19 protein-coding genes are annotated in these 20,066 nt (G+C 60.9%); 11 read left to right on the top strand and 8 right to left on the bottom strand.

The annotated features are described in order from the left end of the window. Window position 1 precedes the first annotated feature (1 nt). Window positions 2-1,099, top strand: a complete 1,098-nt coding sequence (locus ACLH0I_RS23765) for an amino acid ABC transporter permease (protein ID WP_186705160.1) — start codon at window positions 2-4, stop codon at window positions 1,097-1,099. A 10-nt stretch (window positions 1,100-1,109) separates the two neighbouring features. Beyond that, window positions 1,110-1,874, top strand: a complete 765-nt coding sequence (locus ACLH0I_RS23760) for an amino acid ABC transporter ATP-binding protein (protein WP_003178331.1) — start codon at window positions 1,110-1,112, stop codon at window positions 1,872-1,874. A 58-nt stretch (window positions 1,875-1,932) separates the two neighbouring features. Here the strand turns inward: ACLH0I_RS23760 and ACLH0I_RS23755 are convergent, their stop codons facing one another. Further along, entirely contained in the window at window positions 1,933-2,415 is a 483-nt protein-coding gene (locus tag ACLH0I_RS23755) for a type II toxin-antitoxin system MqsA family antitoxin (protein WP_186705161.1), read from the bottom strand. Then, complete coding sequence (locus ACLH0I_RS23750) at window positions 2,412-2,723, bottom strand: type II toxin-antitoxin system MqsR family toxin (RefSeq protein ID WP_250965961.1); 312 nt, start codon at window positions 2,721-2,723, stop codon at window positions 2,412-2,414. Before ACLH0I_RS23750 ends, ACLH0I_RS23755 begins: the two co-directional genes overlap by 4 nt. A 166-nt stretch (window positions 2,724-2,889) precedes the next feature. Between ACLH0I_RS23750 and ACLH0I_RS23745 the strand changes: the two genes are divergently transcribed. The 5 genes from ACLH0I_RS23745 to ACLH0I_RS23725 all read left to right on the top strand — a co-directional run bounded on the left by ACLH0I_RS23745 (window position 2,890) and on the right by ACLH0I_RS23725 (window position 6,804). After that, window positions 2,890-3,549: a FadR/GntR family transcriptional regulator gene (locus tag ACLH0I_RS23745; protein ID WP_250965960.1), complete on the top strand. Its 660-nt coding sequence runs from the start codon at window positions 2,890-2,892 to the stop codon at window positions 3,547-3,549. Then, window positions 3,539-4,867 (top strand): CynX/NimT family MFS transporter, encoded by a 1,329-nt coding sequence (locus ACLH0I_RS23740; RefSeq protein ID WP_411385549.1) that lies wholly within the window; start codon window positions 3,539-3,541, stop codon window positions 4,865-4,867. Before ACLH0I_RS23745 ends, ACLH0I_RS23740 begins: the two co-directional genes overlap by 11 nt. A gap of 87 nt (window positions 4,868-4,954) precedes the next feature. After that, window positions 4,955-5,425 (top strand): nuclear transport factor 2 family protein, encoded by a 471-nt coding sequence (locus ACLH0I_RS23735; RefSeq protein ID WP_411385548.1) that lies wholly within the window; start codon window positions 4,955-4,957, stop codon window positions 5,423-5,425. Window positions 5,426-5,465: 40 nt separating this feature from the next. Continuing rightward, the gene (locus ACLH0I_RS23730) at window positions 5,466-5,789 is read left to right on the top strand and encodes a GIY-YIG nuclease family protein (protein WP_186705165.1); all 324 of its coding nucleotides are present in this window, start codon (window positions 5,466-5,468) and stop codon (window positions 5,787-5,789) included. Between the two features lie 79 nt (window positions 5,790-5,868). Next, entirely contained in the window at window positions 5,869-6,804 is a 936-nt protein-coding gene (locus ACLH0I_RS23725) for a glutathione S-transferase family protein (protein WP_411385547.1), read from the top strand. Between the two features lie 221 nt (window positions 6,805-7,025). On the opposite strand, the gene yejK is transcribed toward ACLH0I_RS23725, so the two are convergent. After that, window positions 7,026-8,030 carry a nucleoid-associated protein YejK gene (gene yejK / locus ACLH0I_RS23720; RefSeq protein ID WP_411385546.1) on the bottom strand — a complete coding sequence of 335 codons (1,005 nt, stop codon included), beginning with the start codon at window positions 8,028-8,030 and terminating at the stop codon, window positions 7,026-7,028. 396 nt (window positions 8,031-8,426) lie between these two features. Here yejK and ACLH0I_RS23715 point away from each other — a divergent pair, with 396 nt between their 5' ends. Further along, a complete protein-coding gene (locus ACLH0I_RS23715; RefSeq protein ID WP_058544106.1) occupies window positions 8,427-8,708 on the top strand; it encodes an HU family DNA-binding protein in 282 nt (93 codons plus the stop codon). A 128-nt stretch (window positions 8,709-8,836) separates the two neighbouring features. Here the strand turns inward: ACLH0I_RS23715 and rlmF are convergent, their stop codons facing one another. The 5 genes from rlmF to ACLH0I_RS23690 form a co-directional block, all read right to left on the bottom strand. Then, complete coding sequence (rlmF, locus tag ACLH0I_RS23710) at window positions 8,837-9,856, bottom strand: 23S rRNA (adenine(1618)-N(6))-methyltransferase RlmF (RefSeq protein ID WP_411385545.1); 1,020 nt, start codon at window positions 9,854-9,856, stop codon at window positions 8,837-8,839. Window positions 9,857-10,101: 245 nt separating this feature from the next. Next, window positions 10,102-12,948 carry a valine--tRNA ligase gene (locus tag ACLH0I_RS23705; protein WP_411385544.1) on the bottom strand — a complete coding sequence of 949 codons (2,847 nt, stop codon included), beginning with the start codon at window positions 12,946-12,948 and terminating at the stop codon, window positions 10,102-10,104. Between the two features lie 241 nt (window positions 12,949-13,189). Then, complete coding sequence (locus ACLH0I_RS23700) at window positions 13,190-13,567, bottom strand: DNA polymerase III subunit chi (RefSeq protein ID WP_186705169.1); 378 nt, start codon at window positions 13,565-13,567, stop codon at window positions 13,190-13,192. 8 nt (window positions 13,568-13,575) lie between these two features. Further along, entirely contained in the window at window positions 13,576-14,004 is a 429-nt protein-coding gene (locus ACLH0I_RS23695; protein WP_250965815.1) for a DNA polymerase III subunit chi, read from the bottom strand. A gap of 60 nt (window positions 14,005-14,064) precedes the next feature. After that, entirely contained in the window at window positions 14,065-15,555 is a 1,491-nt protein-coding gene (locus ACLH0I_RS23690; protein WP_411385543.1) for a leucyl aminopeptidase, read from the bottom strand. Window positions 15,556-15,867: 312 nt separating this feature from the next. On the opposite strand from ACLH0I_RS23690, the gene lptF reads away from it, so the two are divergent. From lptF to lepA, 3 genes are all read left to right on the top strand, one after another. Next, window positions 15,868-16,989, top strand: a complete 1,122-nt coding sequence (gene lptF / locus ACLH0I_RS23685) for an LPS export ABC transporter permease LptF (protein WP_411385542.1) — start codon at window positions 15,868-15,870, stop codon at window positions 16,987-16,989. Beyond that, window positions 16,982-18,043, top strand: a complete 1,062-nt coding sequence (lptG, locus tag ACLH0I_RS23680) for an LPS export ABC transporter permease LptG (RefSeq protein WP_411385541.1) — start codon at window positions 16,982-16,984, stop codon at window positions 18,041-18,043. The genes lptF and lptG overlap by 8 nt, the downstream gene beginning before the upstream one ends. Before the next feature lie 218 nt (window positions 18,044-18,261). Beyond that, window positions 18,262-20,061, top strand: a complete 1,800-nt coding sequence (lepA, locus tag ACLH0I_RS23675; protein WP_135847028.1) for a translation elongation factor 4 — start codon at window positions 18,262-18,264, stop codon at window positions 20,059-20,061. Window positions 20,062-20,066: the final 5 nt, after the last annotated feature.

Genomic DNA, 20,066 nt, shown 5'->3' with positions numbered 1-20,066 from the left:
CATGACATCCCATACTTTCAAACCTGATATGCCGCCACCGAGCAAAGTGTTCGGGCCGGTGGCATGGATGCGCGCGAACATGTTCTCCAGCTGGCTCAACACGCTGCTGACGTTGTTCGCGTTCTACCTGATCTACCTGATAGTTCCACCGATCCTCGGTTGGGCTATCCTCGATGCCAACTGGGTCGGCACCACCCAGGCCGATTGCACCAAGGAGGGCGCCTGCTGGGTGTTCATCCAACAGCGTTTCGGCCAGTTCATGTACGGCTATTACCCGACGGGCCTGCGCTGGCGCGTAGACCTGACCGTGTGGGCGGCAGTGCTGGGTGTGGCGCCGCTGTTCATCTCGCGCTTCCCGCGCAAGGCGATCTACGGCCTCAGCTTCCTGGTGCTGTATCCGATCATTGCCTGGTGCCTGCTGCACGGTGGCGTTTTCGGTCTGGATACCGTGGCGACCAGCCAGTGGGGCGGCCTGATGCTGACGTTGGTGATCGCCACCGTCGGTATCGTCGGTGCTCTGCCGCTGGGCATCGTCCTGGCCCTGGGCCGGCGCTCGAACATGCCGGCGATCCGCGTGGTCTGCGTGACCTTCATCGAGTTCTGGCGCGGTGTGCCGTTGATCACGGTGCTGTTCATGTCGTCGGTGATGCTGCCGCTGTTCCTGCCCGAAGGCATGAACTTCGACAAGCTGCTGCGGGCATTGATCGGGGTGATCCTGTTCCAGTCGGCCTATGTGGCCGAAGTGGTGCGCGGCGGCCTGCAAGCCATTCCGAAGGGGCAATACGAAGCGGCCGCGGCGATGGGCCTGGGTTACTGGCGCAGCATGGGCCTGGTGATCCTTCCACAGGCACTGAAGATGGTGATCCCGGGGATCGTCAACACCTTCATTGCACTGTTCAAGGACACGAGCCTGGTGATCATCATCGGTCTGTTCGACCTGCTCAACAGCGTGAAACAAGCTGCCGCCGACCCGAAATGGCTGGGCATGGCCACTGAAGGCTATGTGTTTGCCGCCCTGGTGTTCTGGATTTTCTGTTTTGGTATGTCCCGCTATTCCATGCATTTGGAACGCAAGCTGGACACTGGCCACAAGCGTTAGGAGTTGACTCATGAGTGAAGCGATCAAACAGCCTGTGAGCCCTGAAGGCATTATTCAGATGCAGGGCGTGAACAAGTGGTACGGCCAGTTCCACGTGTTGAAAGACATCAACCTGAACGTCAAGCAGGGCGAGCGTATCGTGCTGTGCGGCCCGTCGGGTTCCGGCAAGTCCACGACTATCCGCTGCCTCAACCGCCTGGAAGAGCACCAGCAGGGTCGCATCGTGGTCGATGGCGTGGAACTGACCAACGACCTCAAGCAGATCGAAGCGATCCGCCGTGAAGTCGGCATGGTGTTCCAGCATTTCAACCTGTTCCCGCACCTGACCATCCTGCAGAACTGCACCCTGGCGCCGATGTGGGTGCGCAAGATGCCCAAGCGCAAGGCCGAGGAAATCGCCATGCATTACCTGGAGCGCGTACGCATTCCAGAGCAGGCGCACAAGTATCCGGGCCAGCTCTCGGGCGGTCAGCAACAGCGTGTGGCCATTGCCCGTGCCCTGTGCATGAAGCCGAAAATCATGCTGTTCGACGAACCGACCTCGGCACTCGACCCAGAGATGGTGAAAGAGGTGCTGGACACCATGATCGGCCTGGCCGAAGACGGCATGACCATGCTCTGTGTGACCCACGAGATGGGCTTCGCCCGCACCGTGGCCAACCGCGTGATCTTCATGGACAAGGGTGAAATCGTCGAACAGGCTGCGCCGAACGACTTCTTCGACAACCCGCAGAACGACCGCACCAAGCTGTTCCTGAGCCAGATCCTGCATTGATCTAGCCTTAGGTAATGAAAATAAACCCGGATTTGTCCGGGTTTATTTTTTTGCAGGCTCAATGAGTCGTGAGGGTTTCGTGCTCTTTATGCGCCGTAGTCTTGAATCCTCTCAAGTCTGCACCTTCAGCCAGGGTTCGTGCATCTACGAGCAAATGCGGGTAGCGATCAAGCAGGCGCATCAGCAGCATCAACGCTTTTGGTGGCAATACCTCACCGCGCTCATAGCGGGAAAACGCGTTGTGCCCGCCACCTGACAACAGCGCTACCGCTTCTTTTTGAGAGAGATTCAGTTTGCGCCGGACACGTTTGATCTCTTCGCCAATCATTCGCCTGGCCGCATTGACCAGCTCATCACCGGCGTGGTCATAGCGATCCGAGCAGCTTGAGTCGAGCTCGACTTCGCCGCACATCTGACATTCCCAGCCAGACAAGTCATCGACCCGGCGTTCCAGTCCCTTGACGCTGATGGTTTCGCCGCGACCTTCGAAATGCAACATGCCCTCCGGGGCACCGCAGCTGAAGCATTGCTGGTGTTTCATGAGTTGTTCTCCTTGAAGGAAATTACCGGTGGGCCTCCGCTGGGGCGGTACGTCACTTTCAGGTAAATCTGCAGACCGTGTGAATTGGCGTGGTAGACGTCATGCCAGACTCGATGATCGTCATAGGTGGTCATCGATTTATAGAACTGTTTTCGTTCAAGCCCATGGATGACCTGCTGCATATCCGAGACGTTTAAACCGAGCGTCCGAGCAGTGTTCTTCGCAGTGCTGGTGAAAGCTTTCCCTTTAAGCCGCCTGACATCCGCCTGTATCGCCACCAAGGCGTAATGGGGTGTGTTCTTCTCCATGGAACGGTGTTCCTCGTCCTTAAAATTACCCTTAAAGGGTAATTTTGACTAATCGAAAATTTCGCTCCTTTTCCGTCCCATTGACCCTAGGGCAGTTGCCGTCCTACACGAAGCTGACTAACATGTCAGAAAATTCATCCTATGATTGGATGAAAGGGCGGACTCTATGTCAGATATTTCTCCATTAATGAAACGCTCCCTGGTCGATCAGGCCCTGGAACAATTGCGTCGACGAATCAGCGAGGGCGTTTGGGCTGTCGGCCAGCGCTTGCCCACCGAGCCGGAGTTGGTGGCGGAGCTGGGTATCAGCCGCAACACGGTGCGCGAAGCCATGCGCGTGCTGGCGTTTTCCGGTTTGATCGAGATCCGCCAGGGCGACGGCAGCTACGTGCGGGCGGCGGTCGATCCGCTGGATACCCTCAAGGTGTTGTCGCGCTGTTCGCTGGAACAGGCCCGGGAAACCCGGCACATCCTGGAAGTAGAGGCCATTGGCCTGGCGGCGCTGCGGCGTACCGATGAGGATTTGCTTGCCTTGCGCCAGGCGCTGAAAACCAGCGGCGAGCATTACCACGGTGACCTGGAGCACTACATCAAGTGCGACCTGGTGTTCCATCGCCTGCTGGTGGACGCCGCGCATAACCCGGCCCTCAGCGAGTTGTATCGCTACTTCTCCAACGTGATCGGCGCGCAATTGCGCCAGAGCCTCAACATCATTCCCCGTCATCAGCATGTGTTCGATTTGCATATCGAGATTCTCGAAGCCGTCGAACGCCAGGATCCGGAGCGGGCCAAGGCCCTGTGCCGGCAGTTGATCAATGAACCCTGAACCAGAGCTTTCCATGTCCCGCGATCCGCTTGACCGCACCCCTTTGACGCCGCAAAAACGCGCCGCCGAACTCGAAGAACTGTTGATCGACGCCGAAGCCGACGATGAGCAGGCCCAGCAGAGCCACCCGTTGGTACGACGTCCCTGGCTGTTGCTGCTTGGGTTGATTCTGGTGGCGCTGAACTTGCGTCCGGCGCTGTCGAGCATGGCGCCGTTGCTCAGCGAGGTTTCCAAGAGCCTTGGCCTGTCGGCTGCGCAAGCAGGTTTGCTGACGACCCTGCCCGTGCTTTGCCTGGGGTTGTTCGCACCGCTGGCGCCTGTGCTGGCGCGACGTTTTGGCGCTGAGCGCGTCGTGCTGGGCATTTTGCTGACCTTAGCCTGCGGCATCGTCTTGCGCAGTTCGTTCGGCCAGTTCGGCTTGTTCGCTGGCAGCATCCTGGCGGGCGCCAGCATCGGCGTCATCGGGGTGCTGCTGCCCGGCATCGTCAAGCGCGACTTCGCCAAGCAGGCCGGCACCATGACCGGCGTCTATACCATGGCGCTGTGCCTGGGCGCGGCGATGGCGGCCGGTGCGACGGTGCCGTTGAGCGAGCACCTTGGCCACGACTGGGCCTTGGGCCTGGGGTTCTGGGCGGTCCCGGCGCTGCTGGCTGCGGTGTTCTGGTTGCCGCAAGTGGGCGAAAAACACGGTGCCCATCAGGTGGCGTACCGGGTTCGCGGTTTGCTGCGCGATCCCCTGGCCTGGCAAGTGACCTTGTACATGGGGCTGCAGTCGTCCCTGGCCTACATCGTCTTTGGTTGGCTGCCCTCGATCCTGATTGGGCGTGGCCTGACCCCGACCCAGGCCGGGCTCGTGCTGTCCGGTTCGGTCATCGTGCAGCTGATCAGTTCGCTGGCGGCGCCTTGGCTGGCCACGCGCGGCAAGGACCAGCGCCTGGCCATCGTGGTCGTCATGGTGATGACCCTGGGCGGGTTGTTCGGTTGCCTTTACGCACCCATCGATGGCTTGTGGGGCTGGGCGATCCTGCTGGGCTTGGGGCAGGGCGCGACGTTCAGCCTGGCGCTCACGTTGATCGTGTTGCGTTCGCGGGACGCCCACGTGGCCGCCAACCTGTCCGGCATGGCCCAGGGCTTTGGTTATACGCTGGCGTCGCTGGGGCCCTTCGCGGTGGGCGTGGTCCACGACTTGACCGGCGGCTGGAATGCCCTGGGCTGGATCTTCGGCCTGATTGGCCTGGGGGCGATCATTGCGGGCATCGGCGCAGGCCGGGCATTGTACGTCGGCGTCAGCAGCGAAAGGGTCACTGACCTTCGTTGATATCATTTTCATGGCGAATGACGATGGTCTTCCCCACGGCGGCAGATTATCGTGCAGGCCTACTGAACCGTTTTCCGGAGCCTGTCCATGAGTGATGCCCACAACGCCTTGATCACCCGTTTTTACCAGGCTTTCCAGCGCCTGGACGCCGACGCCATGAGCGCCTGCTACACCGATGATGTGGTGTTCAGCGATCCAGCGTTCGGCGAACTGCGCGGGCGTGATGCCGGTGACATGTGGCGCATGCTGACGACCCGCGCCAAGGACTTCTCCCTGACCTTCGATAACGTGCGCAGCGACGAACGTACCGGCGGTGCGCACTGGGTGGCGACGTACCTGTTCAGCCAGACCGGCAACATCGTGATCAACGACATCCAGGCACGCTTCGTGTTTCGCGATGACAAGATCTGCGAGCACCACGACAGCTTCGATCTGTGGCGCTGGTCTCGCCAGGCGCTGGGCACCAAGGGCCTGTTGCTGGGCTGGACGCCGCTGGTGCGCAACGCCGTCAGGGCCCAGGCGCTCAAGGGGCTGCGGGCGTTCCAGGCCAGTCGCTGATAAGATCGCGGTTTGTCCTGACTCACCTGTTGAACATTTTGTGACGACCGTCGACTTATCCTCCGATCTGCCTGCACAAGGCGCCGCCGAACCGGACAAACCCTGGTTCGTCTACCTGGTGCGGGCCGCCAACGGCTCGCTGTACTGCGGCATCAGTGATGACCCGGTGCGGCGCTTCGCCAAGCATCAAAGTGGCAAGGGCGCGCGTTTCTTCCTGTCCAGCCCGGCAGTGGCCCTGGTGTACACCGAGGCCTGCCGCGACAAGGGCGAGGCCTTGCGCCAGGAGCGGCTGATCAAAAAGCTCAGGAAAAGTGCCAAGGAATGTCTGGTGGCCAGTGCGCTGCCCCTTCATCAGCCTGGCTGATAGGTCTTTATCAGGCCGGTAGGCTGGCCCGGTCAGGCGCGCTAAGCTGAAAGACTTCATTCCTGCAGTGGCGAATCTCATGTCAGAGTTGATTCTTCATCATTACCCGACGTCTCCTTTCGCGGAAAAAGCCCGGCTGTTGCTGGGTTTCAAGGGCTTGTCCTGGCGTTCGGTGAGCATCCCGCCAATGATGCCCAAGCCTGACCTGACGGCGCTGACGGGTGGCTATCGCAAGACGCCGGTGTTGCAGGTCGGCGCGGATATCTATTGCGATACGTCGCTGATTGCTCGTCGACTGGAGCAGGAGAAAGCCTCGCCGGCGCTGTTTCCCGAAGGACGGGAAATGATTGCTGCCTCCTTTGCGGCCTGGGCCGATTCGGTGGTGTTCCAGCATGCCGTGAGCCTGGTGTTCCAGCCTGAATCGGTGGCGGTGCGGTTCGCCAAGCTATCGCCTGAAGCCATCAAGGCATTCATCAGCGACCGCTCCGGGTTGTTCAGCGGTGGCACGACCACGCGCTTGCCCGCCGACCAGGCCAAGCACCAGTGGCCGACGATCATGGCGCGCCTCGAACAACAGTTGCAGCGCGAAGAGGGCGATTTCCTGCTGGGCGATCCGTCGATTGCCGACTTCGCCATGGCTCATCCGCTGTGGTTCCTCAAGGGCACGCCCGTCACTTCGCCGTTGGTGGACGAATACCCGGCGGTATCGGCGTGGCTCGCGCGGGTGCTGGGTTTCGGCCATGGCGCGTCGAGCCAGATGAGTTCCGAAGAAGCCTTGGAAGTTGCCCGAAACGCAACACCGGCTGCGCTGCCAGATGAGTCGTTCGAAGAGCCTAACGGGTTCACGGCAGGGCAGCAGGTGAGCATCGCCGCGACGGACTATGGTGTCGATCCGGTGGCTGGGGAGTTGCTGTTTGCCGGTAGCGAGGAATTGATCTTGCGCCGGGAAGATGAGCGTGGCGGGGTGGTGCATGTGCACTTTCCGCGGTTTGGGTTTCGGGTCGAGGCCCGATGAACAACGAATGATCTTGTGGGAGCGAGCTTGCTCGCGATGGCGCCAGAGCAGTCAATATTGATGCTGAATGTCAGTCCGCTATCGCGAGCAAGCTCGCTCCCACAGGGGATGTGTTGTTCACAGGATCTGCGTTTGCCGCTACTCACTGTGTAGGGGCGAGCTTGCTCGCGATGAGGCTCTCAAGCCTATATCGCGGGCACTTCTTCAGCACCCTGCCTGCATCAGTTGCGGCGCTTGAGCTGATCGGTCAACGAAGTCGGCAACCCCTTGATGATCAACGTCCCAGCCTCTTCGTCATATTCGATCTTGGAACCCAGCAGGTGCGCTTCGAAGCTGATGGACAAGCCTTCGGCGCGGCCAGTGAAGCGGCGGAACTGGTTGAGGGTGCGTTTGTCGGCGGGAATTTCCGGCGATAGGCCGTAGTCCTTGTTGCGGATGTGATCGTAGAAGGCTTTCGGGCGCTCTTCGTCGATCAGCTCAGAGAGCTCTTCCAGGCCCATCGGCTCGCCGAGCTTGGCCTGGCTGCTGGCGTAGTCCACCAGGGTCTTGGTCTTTTCCCGGGCATCGTCTTCCGGCAGGTCTTCGCTTTCGACGAAGTCGCTGAAGGCCTTGAGCAGGGTGCGGGTCTCGCCGGGGCCGTCGACGCCTTCCTGGCAGCCGATGAAGTCACGGAAGTACTCCGAAACCTTCTTGCCGTTCTTGCCCTTGATGAACGAGATGTACTGTTTGGATTGCTTGTTGTTCTGCCATTCCGACACATTGATCCGCGCCGCCAGGTGCAACTGGCCCAGGTCCAAGTGACGGGACGGGGTCACGTCCAGCTCATCGGTCACCGCCACGCCTTCGCTGTGGTGTAGCAGGGCGATGGCCAGGTAATCCGTCATGCCCTGCTGGTAATGCGCGAACAACACGTGGCCACCCACCGACAGGTTGGACTCTTCCATCAGTTTTTGCAGGTGTTCCACCGCCACGCGACTGAACGCGGTGAAATCCTTGCCGCCCTCCAGGTATTCCTTCAACCAGCCGCTGAACGGATGCGCCCCGGACTCGGCGTGGAAAAAGCCCCAGGCCTTGCCTTGCTTGGCGTTATAGCTTTCGTTGAGGTCGGCGAGCATGTTCTCGATGGCCGTGGACTCTGCCAGTTCGGAGTCGCGGGCATGGAGCACAGCAGGGGTGCCGTCGGGTTTTTTGTCGATCAGGTGGACGATGCAATGACGGATCGGCATGGATTTCTCGGCTGATGAAAGAGAGGAGGGCACGCTCCCCGAAAAAGGGCCCAGTGTACCGCAATCACTGGTTTTGGAACCCGGCAAAGGCCCTTTCAGAGCCGTCCGACAGCCTATATGCAATTTTTTAACGTTTTAGCGCAAGAAAGCTGACCAAATGGGTAGCTAGAGGCGGATATTTCAGAGGCATTGTGCTAGTTTTGCCCGGTCTTACGCGATGTCACTGCGTTAAGCGTGCATTCAGCATCTGTCAGGTCGAACCAAACCCGGTTTTCGGCATCTATTACCCCGATCCGTCGTGGTGATTGCCGAGGGTGCCTGATCCACAGAGATCGGGCTCGATGGCTGACACTGCACTCTGCAATCCATATGAATTTGATAGGGAAGGAACACTACATGGCTCTTACTAAAGACCAACTGATCGCTGATTTGGCTGAATCTGTAGACGCACCAAAAGCTACCGTGCGTGCTCTGCTGGACCAACTGGGCCAAGTCGTTGCCGATCAGCTGGAAAATGGCGGCGAAATCACTCTGCCAGGCGTTGGCAAGCTGAAAGTCACCGAGCGTCCTGCCCGTACCGGCCGTAACCCTTCGACTGGCGCTGCCATCGAAATCGCTGCCAAGAAAGTGATCAAGCTGGTTGTGGCCAAAGGCCTGACCGACGCGGTCAACAAGTAAGACCGCTGTAAAAAAAACCGTGCCTCGGAGCGATCCGGGCACGGTTTTTTTGTGTCTGTGTTTTTTGTGTCGGCGGCGGACACCGTCATCATGGTAGGCGCTCGCTCCCACCTTGGATCAGCGTCGTATTAGCGAACCCAGCGCTCACGCCGCCAGATCTGCTGCTCGGACTTGGTCTGGAAAGTCCACGCCACAAAGCGACTCTGCTTCTGCCCCTGCGACATCTCCACCACCTGGCTCTCCAGTGCGCCAGCCTTCTTCAACGCGGTTTCGATCGCCGGCAGGTTCGAGGCTTTCGACACTAACGTACTGAACCACAAAACCTTGTGTTGGAAGTTCGCACTTTCGGCAATCAACTGCGTCACAAAGCGCGCTTCACCGCCTTCACACCATAACTCCGCCGATTGCCCGCCGAAGTTCAGCACCGGCAGCTTGCGCTTCGGATCAGCCTTGCCCAGGGCCCGCCACTTGCGCTCGCTGCCCTTGGTCGCTTCTTCCATCGAGGCGTGGAACGGCGGGTTGCACATGGTCAGGTCGAAACGCTCGCCCGGTTCCAGCAAGCCGATGAGGATGTGCTTGCGGTTTTGCTGCTGGCGCAGCTGGATGACCTTGTTCAGATCGTTGGACTGAACGATGGCCCGGGCGGCCGCCACGGCTGTCGGGTCGATCTCCGAGCCGAGGAAGTGCCAGCGGTATTCGCTGTTGCCGATCAGCGGATAAACGCAATTGGCGCCCATACCGATATCCAGCACATTGACGATTGCGCCACGCGGCACCTTGCCGTCGTTCATGCTCGCCAGCAGGTCAGCGAGGAAGTGCACGTAATCGGCGCGGCCTGGAACCGGAGGGCAGAGGTAATCCGCCGGGATGTCCCAATGCTGGATGCCATAGAACGCCTTGAGCAGCGCCCGGTTGAACACCCGCACCGCGTCGGGGCTGGCGAAGTCGATGCTTTCCTTGCCGTACGGGTTGGTGATCACAAACTTGGCCAGTTCGGGTGTGCTCTTGATCAGCGCCGGGAAGTCGTAACGACCCTGATGGCGGTTGCGCGGGTGCAGGCTGGCCTTCTCACGCGGCGCCACGGGTTTGGCCTCGGTGGCGGGCTTGGTCTTCTGACGGGCAGGTTTTGGAGCGCGAGGGGCAGTCATGGGCGGGTCGATTCGGGGAGGGTTCAGAAATTGGCGGACATTGTCCCACTATTCAAATGTGGGAGCGAGCTTATGTGGGAGCGAGCTTGCTCGCGATAGCGGTGGGTCAGCTTGCCCTCATGTTGAATGTACTGCCGTCATCGCGAGCAAGCTCGCTCCCACAAGGGTTTTTCATTGTCTGGTAGAAAGGGGCGGGCATAAAAAAGGAGGTCCAGCTGGACCTCCTTTTTCATTGCGAACCACCGTTACAGGCTGGAGATCCGTCCGTGCTGCTCAGCCAGCTTGCCCAGGGCCTGTTCGGCCTCGGCCAGCTTGGCCCGTTCCTTCTCGATGACCTCGGCTGGCGCCTTGTCGACGAAGCCAGCGTTGGACAGCTTGCCGCCGACCCGCTGTACTTCGCCTTTGAGGCGCAGGATTTCCTTGTCCAGGCGTGCCAGTTCGGCCGCCTTGTCGATCAGGCCTGCCATCGGCACCAGCACTTCCATCTCGCCGACCAATGCGGTGGCCGACAGAGGCGCTTCTTCACCCGCAGCCAGCACGGTCACTGATTCAAGCTTCGCCAGCTTCTTGAGCAATGCTTCGTTCTCATTGAGGCGGCGCAGGTCTTCGGCGCTGGCGTTCTTAAGGAACAGGGTCAGCGGCTTGCCCGGGCCGATGTTCATTTCGGCGCGGATGTTACGCAGGCCGAGCATGAAGGTCTTCAGCCACTCGATGTCGTCCTCGGCCGCCGGATCGATGCGGCTCTCGTTGGCCACCGGCCACGGTTGCAGCATGATCGTCTTGCCTTGGATACCCGCCAGCGGTGCAATGCGCTGCCAGATTTCCTCGGTGATGAATGGCATGAACGGATGCGCCAGGCGCAGGGCCACTTCCAGTACGCGCACCAGGGTGCGGCGGGTGCCGCGCTGGCGTTCGACCGGTGCGTTTTCGTCCCACAGCACCGGCTTGGACAGTTCCAGGTACCAATCGCAATACTGGTTCCAGATGAACTCGTACAGGGCTTGTGCGGCCAGGTCGAAACGGAACTGGTCCAGTTGGCGGGTCACTTCGGCTTCGGTGCGTTGCAACTGGGAAATGATCCAGCGGTCGGCCAGGCTCAGCTCGTAGGCTTCGCCGTTCTGGCCGCAGTCTTCACCTTTATCCAGCACGTAGCGTGCGGCGTTCCAGATTTTGTTGCAGAAGTTGCGATAGCCTTCGACGCGACCCATGTCGAACTTGATGTCGCGACCGGTGGACGCCAGCGAACAGAAGGTGAAGCGCAGGGCGTCGGTGCCGTAGCTGGCGATGCCTTCGGCGAATTCTTCGCGGGTGGCTTTCTCGATCTTCTTCGCCAGTTTTGGCTGCATCAGGCCGGAGGTGCGTTTCTGGACCAGGGTTTCCAGGTCGATACCGTCGATGATGTCCAGCGGGTCCAGGACGTTGCCCTTGGACTTGGACATCTTCTGGCCCTGGCCGTCGCGCACCAGGCCGTGGACGTAGACGGTCTTGAACGGTACTTGCGGGGTACCGTCTTCGTTTTTCATCAAGTGCATGGTCATCATGATCATCCGGGCGACCCAGAAGAAAATGATGTCGAAGCCGGTGACCAGCACGTCGGTGGAGTGGAATTTCTTCAGGAATTCGGTCTGCTGCGGCCAGCCCAGTGTCGAGAAGGTCCACAGGCCCGAGCTGAACCAGGTGTCGAGGACGTCATTGTCCTGCGCCAGGGCAATGTCCGGACCGAGGTTGTGCTTGGCGCGGACTTCGCCTTCATCGCGGCCGACATAGACCTTGCCCGATTCGTCGTACCAGGCCGGAATGCGGTGGCCCCACCACAGCTGACGGCTGATGCACCAATCCTGGATGTCGCGCATCCACGAGAAGTACATGTTCTCGTATTGCTTGGGCACGAACTGGATGCGGCCATCTTCCACGGCGGCAATCGCAGGCTCAGCCAACGGCTTGGTGGACACGTACCACTGGTCGGTCAGCCACGGCTCGATGATGGTGCCGGAGCGGTCGCCTTTCGGGACTTTCAGGGCGTGATCGTCGACGCTGACCAGCAGGCCGGCGGCCTCGAACGCCGCGACGATCTGCTTGCGCGCCTCGAAGCGGTCCAGGCCGGCGTATTCGGCCGGGATCTGGCCGTCGACGTTTTCGTTCAGGGTGCCGTCGAGGTTGAAGGCCTGGGCGGCCGGCAACACATGGGCGTTCTTGTCGAAGATATTCAGCAGCGGCAGGTTGTGGCGCTTGCCGACTTCGTAGTCGTTGAAATCGTGGGCCGGGGTGATTTTCACGCAGCCGGTGCCGAATTCGGGGTCGCAATAATCGTCGCCGATGATCGGGATCCGACGGCCAACCAACGGCAGCTCGACAAACTTGCCGATCAGGGCCTGGTAGCGCTCGTCGTTCGGGTTCACCGCCACGGCGGAGTCGCCCAGCATGGTTTCCGGACGCGTGGTGGCGACGATCAGGTAATCCTTGCCGTCAGCGGTCTTGGCGCCGTCGGCCAGCGGGTACTTCAGGTTCCACAGGAAACCTTTCTCGTCGTGGTTCTCCACTTCGAGGTCGGAAATGGCCGTGTGCAACTTGGTGTCCCAGTTGACCAGGCGCTTGCCGCGATAGATCAGCCCGTCCTCGTGCAGGCGCACGAAGGCTTCCTTCACCGCTTCCGAGAGGCCGTCATCCATGGTGAAGCGCTCGCGGCTCCAGTCCACGGACGAACCGAGGCGACGGATCTGGCGGCTGATGTTGCCACCGGATTCGTCTTTCCATTCCCAGACTTTCTCGAGGAACTTCTCGCGACCCAGGTCATGGCGATTCTGGCCCTGGGCTTCAAGGCGGCGCTCCACCAGCATCTGCGTGGCGATACCGGCGTGGTCGGTGCCCGGCTGCCACAAGGTGTTGCGACCCTGCATGCGGCGGAAACGGATCAGGGCGTCCATGATCGCATTGTTGAAGCCGTGGCCCATGTGCAGGCTGCCGGTGACGTTCGGCGGCGGGATCATGATGGTGTAGGAATCGCCCGCGCCTTGCGGGGCGAAATAATTCTCGGACTCCCAGGTGTTGTACCAGGAAGTTTCAATGGCGTGCGGCTGGTAGGTCTTATCCATGCGCGGCGGGACCCTATTGGCATTTATTCAGGAAAAGCCGGGAAGTATAGCGGGCGGGGCTGGTGCAAGCCACATGCAGCAAGCTGGAAGCTTGGCAGATGGCTTATGGGCGCAACCGAACAATGTGGGAGCGAGCTTGCTCGCGATAGCGGTAGATCAGCAATATTGATGTTGACTGACACACTGCTATCGCGAGCAAGCTCGCTCCCACAAGGTGTTCGGTGGTCAGTAAATCTCGGGGTTATTCGTACTGACTCAACAACCGCTCCATCCGCGCATCCAGCCGGCGCTTGATCTCGGTTTCGATGTGCGGGGCGAAGTCGTCGATGACGTCTTGCATGATCAACTGCGCGGCAGCGCGCAATTCGCGGTCCAGGTGCAGCAGGGCGTCGGGGCCCTTGGCTTCGGCCTTGGCGGCAGGCTCGGGTTCGGGCTGGCCGTTGATCGGATCGAACAACAGGGGAATCTGTTCGTCATGCACCGGCTCATGAGCAGGCTCATGCACGACCGTGTCGGTCAGCAGCGGTGGTTGCAGGTTGTCGTCGCCGAGCAGTTGGCGGATCGACTCAAGGTCATCCAGCAGGTGCGCGGGCTTTTGTGGCGATTTTGGAGTGTCCATCGTAGGGCTCAGAGTCGCTGTAAACGGTGGTCTTGCAGAGGATAGCCCTGTTCGCGGTAGAAACGGAAACTCTCCCGCGCGGCTTGTCGGATGGCCGGGTCTTCCACCACCACTTCCGCCACACGGGCGAAGCGCTGGGCAAAGGCCGGTACTTTCAGGTCGAGATTGACCAGCAGGTCCTGGTGCTGACCGCAGTCATCCCCCAATCCCAGCACGATCAGGCCCTCGGGTTCGCTTTCGGCCGGGCCGTGGGGCACGAAGCTCTCGCCCTTGAACGCCCACAGCCGTGCGTCCAGATCCTCGCGCTGGGTGGCATCGCTGCAATGCAGGTAGATGCGGTGTCCCATGCGCCAGGCCTTTTCGGTGAGCTTGCAGGCGAAATCCAGCCGCGCCGACGGATCGGCGCTGGGCAGGATATAAAAATCGACTTTGGTCATTGCGGTTCCTGATCCGTCGCTGGCGCCACCCGAGGGCGACGCCAACGATGGTCATTGGTGTCAGGCCTTGGCGCGGTCCAACAGGTACTGGGTCAGCAGGGGCACCGGACGACCGGTGGCGCCCTTGTCCTTGCCGCCGCTGGTCCAGGCCGTGCCGGCGATGTCCAGGTGAGCCCAGTTCAGGTTCTTGGTGAAGCGCGACAGGAAGCAGGCCGCGGTGATGGTCCCGGCTTTCGGGCCGCCGATGTTGGCGATGTCGGCGAACGGGCTGTCCAGTTGTTCCTGGTACTCGTCGAACAGTGGCAACTGCCAGGCGCGGTCGTCGGCTTGCTGGCCGGCGCTGAGCAGTTGGCCGATCAGCTCGTCGTTATTGCCCAGCAGGCCCGAGGTGTGGGCGCCGAGGGCGACGACGCAGGCGCCGGTCAGGGTCGCGATGTCGATCACCGCTTGCGGCTTGAAGCGTTCGGAGTAGGTGAGGGCGTCACACAGCACCAGGCGGCCTTCGGCGTCGGTGTTGAGGATTTCCACGGTCTGGCCGCTCATGGTCGTGACGATATCGCCCGGACGCGAAGCTGTGCCGCTGGGCATGTTCTCGGCGCAGGCCAGGATGCACACCAGGTTGATCGGCAGTTGCAGTTCGAGCACGGCGCGCAGGGTGCCGAACACGCTCGCGGCGCCGCCCATGTCGTACTTCATTTCATCCATGCCGGCGCCCGGCTTGAGGCTGATGCCGCCAGTGTCGAAGGTGATGCCCTTGCCGACCAGTGCGTACGGCTTCTCGGACTTCTTGCCGCCGTTGTATTGCATGACGATCAGGCGTGGCGGCTGGGCGCTGCCCTGGCCCACGGCATAGAACGAACCCATGCCCAGGTCCTTGATCTTCTTCTCGTCGAAGACTTCGACTTTCAGGCCCTTGAACGCTTTGCCCAGTGCCTTGGCCTGTTCGCCCATGAAGGTCGGGTGGCAGATGTTCGGCGGCAGGTTGCCCAGGTCGCGGGTGAACGCCATGCCATTGGCAATCGCGGTAGCGTGGCTCACGGCGCGCTGGACTTCAGCCTGGGCAGCCTTGATGGTCAGCAGGGTGATTTTCTTCAGGGCGCGAGGTTCGGCTTTCTGGCTCTTGAACTGGTCGAATTGATATTCGCCGTCCACCAGGGTTTCGGCCAACAGGCGGTTCTTGCCGTAGCTGTCGCGACCCTTGACCACCAACTCGTCCAGCGCCAGGACGGCATCACCGCCGCCGAGGCCTTTAAGGGTGGCCAACACGCCGGCGATGATTTTACGGAACGGACGGTCGCCCAGTTCGGCGTCCTTGCCCACGCCCACCAGCAGCACGCGCTCGGCCTTGAGGTTGGGCAGGCTGTGCAGCAGCAGGCTCTGGCCGACCTTGCCGGCCAGGTCGCCGCGCTTGAGCACGGCGCTGATGGCCCCGCCGCTCAGGCTGTCGAGCTGGGTGGCGACGACGCCGAGCTGGCGGTTTTCGCCGACGGCAACCACCAGCGTGGCGGTTTTCAACGTTTCTGGGCTGACGCTTTTTACAACCAGTTCCATGTCCGGATCCCTGAATGAATGGTCAAGAGGCCAGGCGCCGAAACAATGGCGCGCTGAACAGCTGTCTTCTATATAAAAGAAGCGCCGGTAACTTGCCGGCGACAAAGGCCGCAGTTTGAACCCCGGTGCCCGAGCCTGACAACCCTCGGCGCCCCTAACTTTTCGGCTTTGAGCAGCGGGTTAAAGCGTGCGAAGTGACAGGCGCCTTCAATCACAGGATAATGCGGCTCTTTTTTCGGCGGCTCGCAGTATGAGTCGGCTCGATACGTTTCTTGTTCGGCCGCCTAGCCTGACAATCGTGGAGTGTCTGGTTTGATCGTCTTTCGTTATCTGTCCCGCGAAGTCCTGCTGACCCTGAGCGCCGTCAGCGCCGTGCTGCTGGTCATCATCATGAGCGGGCGCTTCATCAAATACCTCGCCCAGGCAGCCTCCGGCGCCCTGGATCCGGGCTCACTGTTCCTGATCATGGGGTTCCGCCTGCCCGGCTTCCTGCAATTGATCCTGCCTCTGGGGTTGTTCCTCGGCATTTTGCTGGCCTACGGGCGCTTGTACCTGGACAGCGAAATGACCGTACTGTCGGCCACCGGCATGAGCCAGCAACGCCTGTTTCGCATGACGCTGTTCCCGGCCACCTTGGTGGCGCTGGTGGTGGCGTGGCTGAGCCTGAGCCTGTCGCCCCAGGGCGCCAACCAATTCCAACTGCTGATCAACCAGCAGGACGCCATGACCGAATTCGACACCCTGGTGCCAGGGCGCTTCCAGGCCCTGCGCGACGGCACCCGGGTGACCTACACCGAACAGCTCTCGGATGACCGGGTCGACCTGGGCGGCGTCTTCATCACGCAAAAAAATGTGTCTGCGGACACCAAGAAGGACCGTGGCATTTCCGTGCTGATGGCCGAGAAGGGCCGGCAGGAAATCAACGCCGACGGCAACCGCTACCTGATCCTGGAAAACGGCTATCGCTACGACGGCAAGCCAGGGCAGGCCGATTACCGGGCCATCAAGTACGACACCTATGGCGTGCTGCTGCCCAAGCCCGAGGTCAGCGACGAAGTCACCGACCGCGACGCGATGCCGACCGCCAGTCTGCTGGGCAACAAGGACATTCGCGCCCGCACCGAGCTGCAATGGCGCCTGTCGCTGCCGCTGCTGGTATTCATCGTGACCCTCATGGCGGTCCCGCTGTCGCGGGTCAACCCGCGCCAGGGCCGTTTCCTCAAGTTACTGCCGGCGATTCTCCTGTATATGGCTTACCTGACCATCCTGATTTCCGCCCGCGGCGCACTGGAGAAGGGCAAGATCCCGTCGGCGCTGGGCTTGTGGTGGGTGCATGGCATCTTCCTGGCCATCGGCCTGGGGCTGCTCTATTGGGAGCCGCTGCGCCTGAAGATGGCCAGCCGTCGCAGCGCGATGGAGGTGGCCCGTGGTTAAACTCGACCGCTACATCGGCAGCAGCGTGTTCATGGCGATCCTCGCGGTGCTGGGGATCATCCTTGGACTGGCGACCTTGTTTGCCTTCATCGATGAAATGAGCGACGTCAGCGATACCTACACCCTGATGGACGTGGCGAGCTATGTGCTGCTGACCGCGCCACGCCGTCTGTACGACATGCTGCCGATGGCCGCGCTGATCGGCTGCCTGATCGGCCTGGGCAGCCTGGCCAGCAACAGCGAACTGACCATCATGCGCGCCGCCGGCGTGTCCATTGGTCGGATCGTCTGGGCGGTGATGAAGCCCATGCTGGTGTTGATGCTTGTGGGCTTGCTGATCGGCGAATACATCGCCCCGGCCACCGAGAATACCGCCCAGGCCAACCGCTCCCTGGCCCAGGGCGGCGGTGATGCGCAAAGCGCCAAGCACGGCCTGTGGCACCGCCAGGGCGACGAGTTCATCCACATCAACTCGGTCCAGCCCAATGGCATCCTCTATGGCGTGACCCGCTATCGCTTTGATGAACAGCGGCACATGCTGTCGTCGAGCTTTGCCAAACGCGCGAATTTCTCCGAGGATCATTGGCAATTGAGTGATGTCACCACCACCCTGTTCCATGACAAGCGCACCGAAGTGGTCGCCGTGCCGAAGGAACGCTGGGATGTGGCGATCAGCCCGCAGTTGCTCAGCACCGTGGTGATGGCGCCGGAGTCGCTGTCGATTACCGGTTTGTGGGGGTACATCCACTACCTGGCGGACCAGGGCCTGAATAACGGCCGCTATTGGCTGGCTTTTTGGGTCAAGGTGTTGCAACCGCTGGTTACTGCCGCCCTGGTGTTGATGGCGATTTCCTTCATTTTCGGCCCGTTGCGTTCGGTGACCCTGGGGCAGCGGGTATTTACCGGCGTGCTGGTGGGCTTCACCTTCCGTATCGCCCAGGATCTGCTGGGGCCGTCGAGCCTGGTGTTCGGTTTCTCGCCGCTGTTTGCGGTGCTGGTGCCGGCCGGTATCTGCGCACTGGCCGGGCTCTGGCTGTTGCGTCGGGCGGGTTGACCCATTTTCTTGTGGCGAGGGAGCTTGCTCCCGCTGGACTGCGCAGCAGTCCCCTGCAGCCTGCCTGACACATCGCCGTGGCGCATAATCGAGGGGCCGCTTCGCAGCCCAGCGGGAGCAAGCTCCCTCGCCACACGTGACGCTTGCGCGGTGTATCAGGTACAATTCCCGGCTATTTTTCGGCGGGCCATGCCTGCAGCCTTTTTGAGTGTTGATCCGTGAGTGATTTGAGTCATATCCGCAATTTCTCCATCATCGCCCACATTGACCATGGCAAGTCGACGCTGGCTGATCGCTTCATCCAGATGTGCGGCGGCCTGGCCGAGCGTGAAATGGAAGCCCAGGTCCTGGACTCCATGGACCTCGAGCGTGAGCGCGGGATCACCATCAAGGCCCACAGCGTTACCCTCTACTACAAGGCTCGCGACGGCGTCACCTATCAGCTGAACTTCATCGATACCCCCGGCCACGTCGACTTCACCTATGAAGTCAGCCGGTCGCTGGCGGCCTGTGAAGGTGCATTGCTGGTGGTCGATGCTGGCCAAGGCGTTGAAGCCCAGTCGGTTGCCAACTGCTACACGGCCATCGAGCAGGGCCTGGAAGTGATGCCGGTGCTGAACAAGATCGACCTGCCCCAGGCCGATCCGGACCGCGTCAAGGAAGAAATCGAGAAAATCATCGGCATCGACGCCACTGACGCGGTCACCTGCAGCGCCAAGACCGGCCTGGGCGTCGACGAAGTGCTCGAGCGCCTGGTCGCCACTATTCCTGCACCGACCGGCAATATCGAAGATCCGCTGCAAGCGTTGATCATCGATTCCTGGTTCGACAACTACCTGGGCGTGGTCTCCCTGGTTCGCGTGCGCCATGGCCGCGTGAAGAAGGGCGACAAGATCCTGGTCAAGTCCACCGGCAAGATCCACCTGGTGGACAGCGTTGGTGTCTTCAACCCGAAACATACCGCCACCGTCGACCTGAAGGCCGGTGAAGTGGGCTTCATCATCGCCGGCATCAAGGACATCCACGGGGCGCCGGTGGGCGACACCCTGACCTTGAGCTCGACCCCCGACGTCGATGTGCTGCCAGGCTTCAAGCGCATCCAGCCGCAGGTCTACGCCGGCCTGTTCCCGGTCAGTTCCGACGACTTCGAGGATTTCCGCGAAGCGCTGCAAAAGCTGACCCTGAACGACTCGTCGCTGCAGTACACCCCGGAAAGCTCCGATGCCCTGGGCTTCGGTTTCCGTTGCGGGTTCCTTGGCATGCTGCACATGGAGATTATCCAGGAGCGCCTGGAGCGCGAGTACGACCTGGACCTGATCACCACGGCGCCGACGGTAATCTTCGAACTGCTGCTCAAGAACGGCGAAACCATCTACGTCGACAACCCGTCCAAGCTGCCGGACCTGTCGGCCATCGAGGACATGCGCGAGCCGATCGTGCGGGCCAACATCCTTGTGCCTCAGGAGCACCTGGGTAACGTCATTACCCTGTGCATCGAGAAGCGCGGCGTGCAACACGACATGCTGTTCCTCGGCACGCAGGTCCAGGTGACCTACGACCTGCCGATGAACGAAGTGGTGCTGGACTTCTTCGACCGTCTCAAATCCACCAGTCGCGGCTATGCTTCGCTGGACTATCATTTCGATCGTTACCAATCGGCTAATCTGGTGAAGCTGGATGTGCTGATCAACGGCGAGAAAGTCGATGCCCTGGCATTGATCGTGCACCGGGACAACGCGCACTACAAAGGTCGTGCATTGACCGAGAAGATGAAGGAACTGATTCCGCGGCAGATGTTCGATGTGGCAATCCAGGCCGCCATTGGCGGGCAGATTGTGGCGCGTACAACCGTCAAGGCGCTCAGAAAGAACGTATTGGCCAAATGCTACGGCGGCGACGTCAGCCGTAAGCGCAAGCTGTTGGAAAAGCAGAAGGCCGGTAAAAAACGCATGAAGCAGGTCGGTAACGTGGAAATTCCACAGGAAGCCTTCCTCGCGGTGCTCAGGTTGGATAGTTAGGTCCT

Source organism: Pseudomonas sp. MPB03 (assembly GCF_046605385.1).
Classification (GTDB): Bacteria; Pseudomonadota; Gammaproteobacteria; order Pseudomonadales; family Pseudomonadaceae; genus Aquipseudomonas; species Aquipseudomonas zanjanensis.
The sequence above is the reverse complement of the archived record's forward strand: the minus strand, read 5'-3'. Positions and strand labels throughout refer to the sequence as shown.

Bases quoted from the DNA above. Each gene is read 5' to 3' on its own strand.
- ACLH0I_RS23765 (WP_186705160.1), top strand. From the start codon at position 2: ATGACATCCCATACTTTCAAACCTGATATGCCGCCACCGAGCAAAGTG.
- ACLH0I_RS23760 (WP_003178331.1), top strand. From the start codon at position 1,110: ATGAGTGAAGCGATCAAACAGCCTGTGAGCCCTGAAGGCATTATTCAG.
- ACLH0I_RS23755 (WP_186705161.1), bottom strand. From the start codon at position 2,415: ATGAAACACCAGCAATGCTTCAGCTGCGGTGCCCCGGAGGGCATGTTG.
- ACLH0I_RS23750 (WP_250965961.1), bottom strand. From the start codon at position 2,723: ATGGAGAAGAACACACCCCATTACGCCTTGGTGGCGATACAGGCGGAT.
- ACLH0I_RS23745 (WP_250965960.1), top strand. From the start codon at position 2,890: ATGTCAGATATTTCTCCATTAATGAAACGCTCCCTGGTCGATCAGGCC.
- ACLH0I_RS23740 (WP_411385549.1), top strand. From the start codon at position 3,539: ATGAACCCTGAACCAGAGCTTTCCATGTCCCGCGATCCGCTTGACCGC.
- ACLH0I_RS23735 (WP_411385548.1), top strand. From the start codon at position 4,955: ATGAGTGATGCCCACAACGCCTTGATCACCCGTTTTTACCAGGCTTTC.
- ACLH0I_RS23725 (WP_411385547.1), top strand. From the start codon at position 5,869: ATGTCAGAGTTGATTCTTCATCATTACCCGACGTCTCCTTTCGCGGAA.
- yejK (WP_411385546.1), bottom strand. From the start codon at position 8,030: ATGCCGATCCGTCATTGCATCGTCCACCTGATCGACAAAAAACCCGAC.
- ACLH0I_RS23715 (WP_058544106.1), top strand. From the start codon at position 8,427: ATGGCTCTTACTAAAGACCAACTGATCGCTGATTTGGCTGAATCTGTA.
- rlmF (WP_411385545.1), bottom strand. From the start codon at position 9,856: ATGACTGCCCCTCGCGCTCCAAAACCTGCCCGTCAGAAGACCAAGCCC.
- ACLH0I_RS23705 (WP_411385544.1), bottom strand. From the start codon at position 12,948: ATGGATAAGACCTACCAGCCGCACGCCATTGAAACTTCCTGGTACAAC.
- ACLH0I_RS23700 (WP_186705169.1), bottom strand. From the start codon at position 13,567: ATGGACACTCCAAAATCGCCACAAAAGCCCGCGCACCTGCTGGATGAC.
- ACLH0I_RS23695 (WP_250965815.1), bottom strand. From the start codon at position 14,004: ATGACCAAAGTCGATTTTTATATCCTGCCCAGCGCCGATCCGTCGGCG.
- ACLH0I_RS23690 (WP_411385543.1), bottom strand. From the start codon at position 15,555: ATGGAACTGGTTGTAAAAAGCGTCAGCCCAGAAACGTTGAAAACCGCC.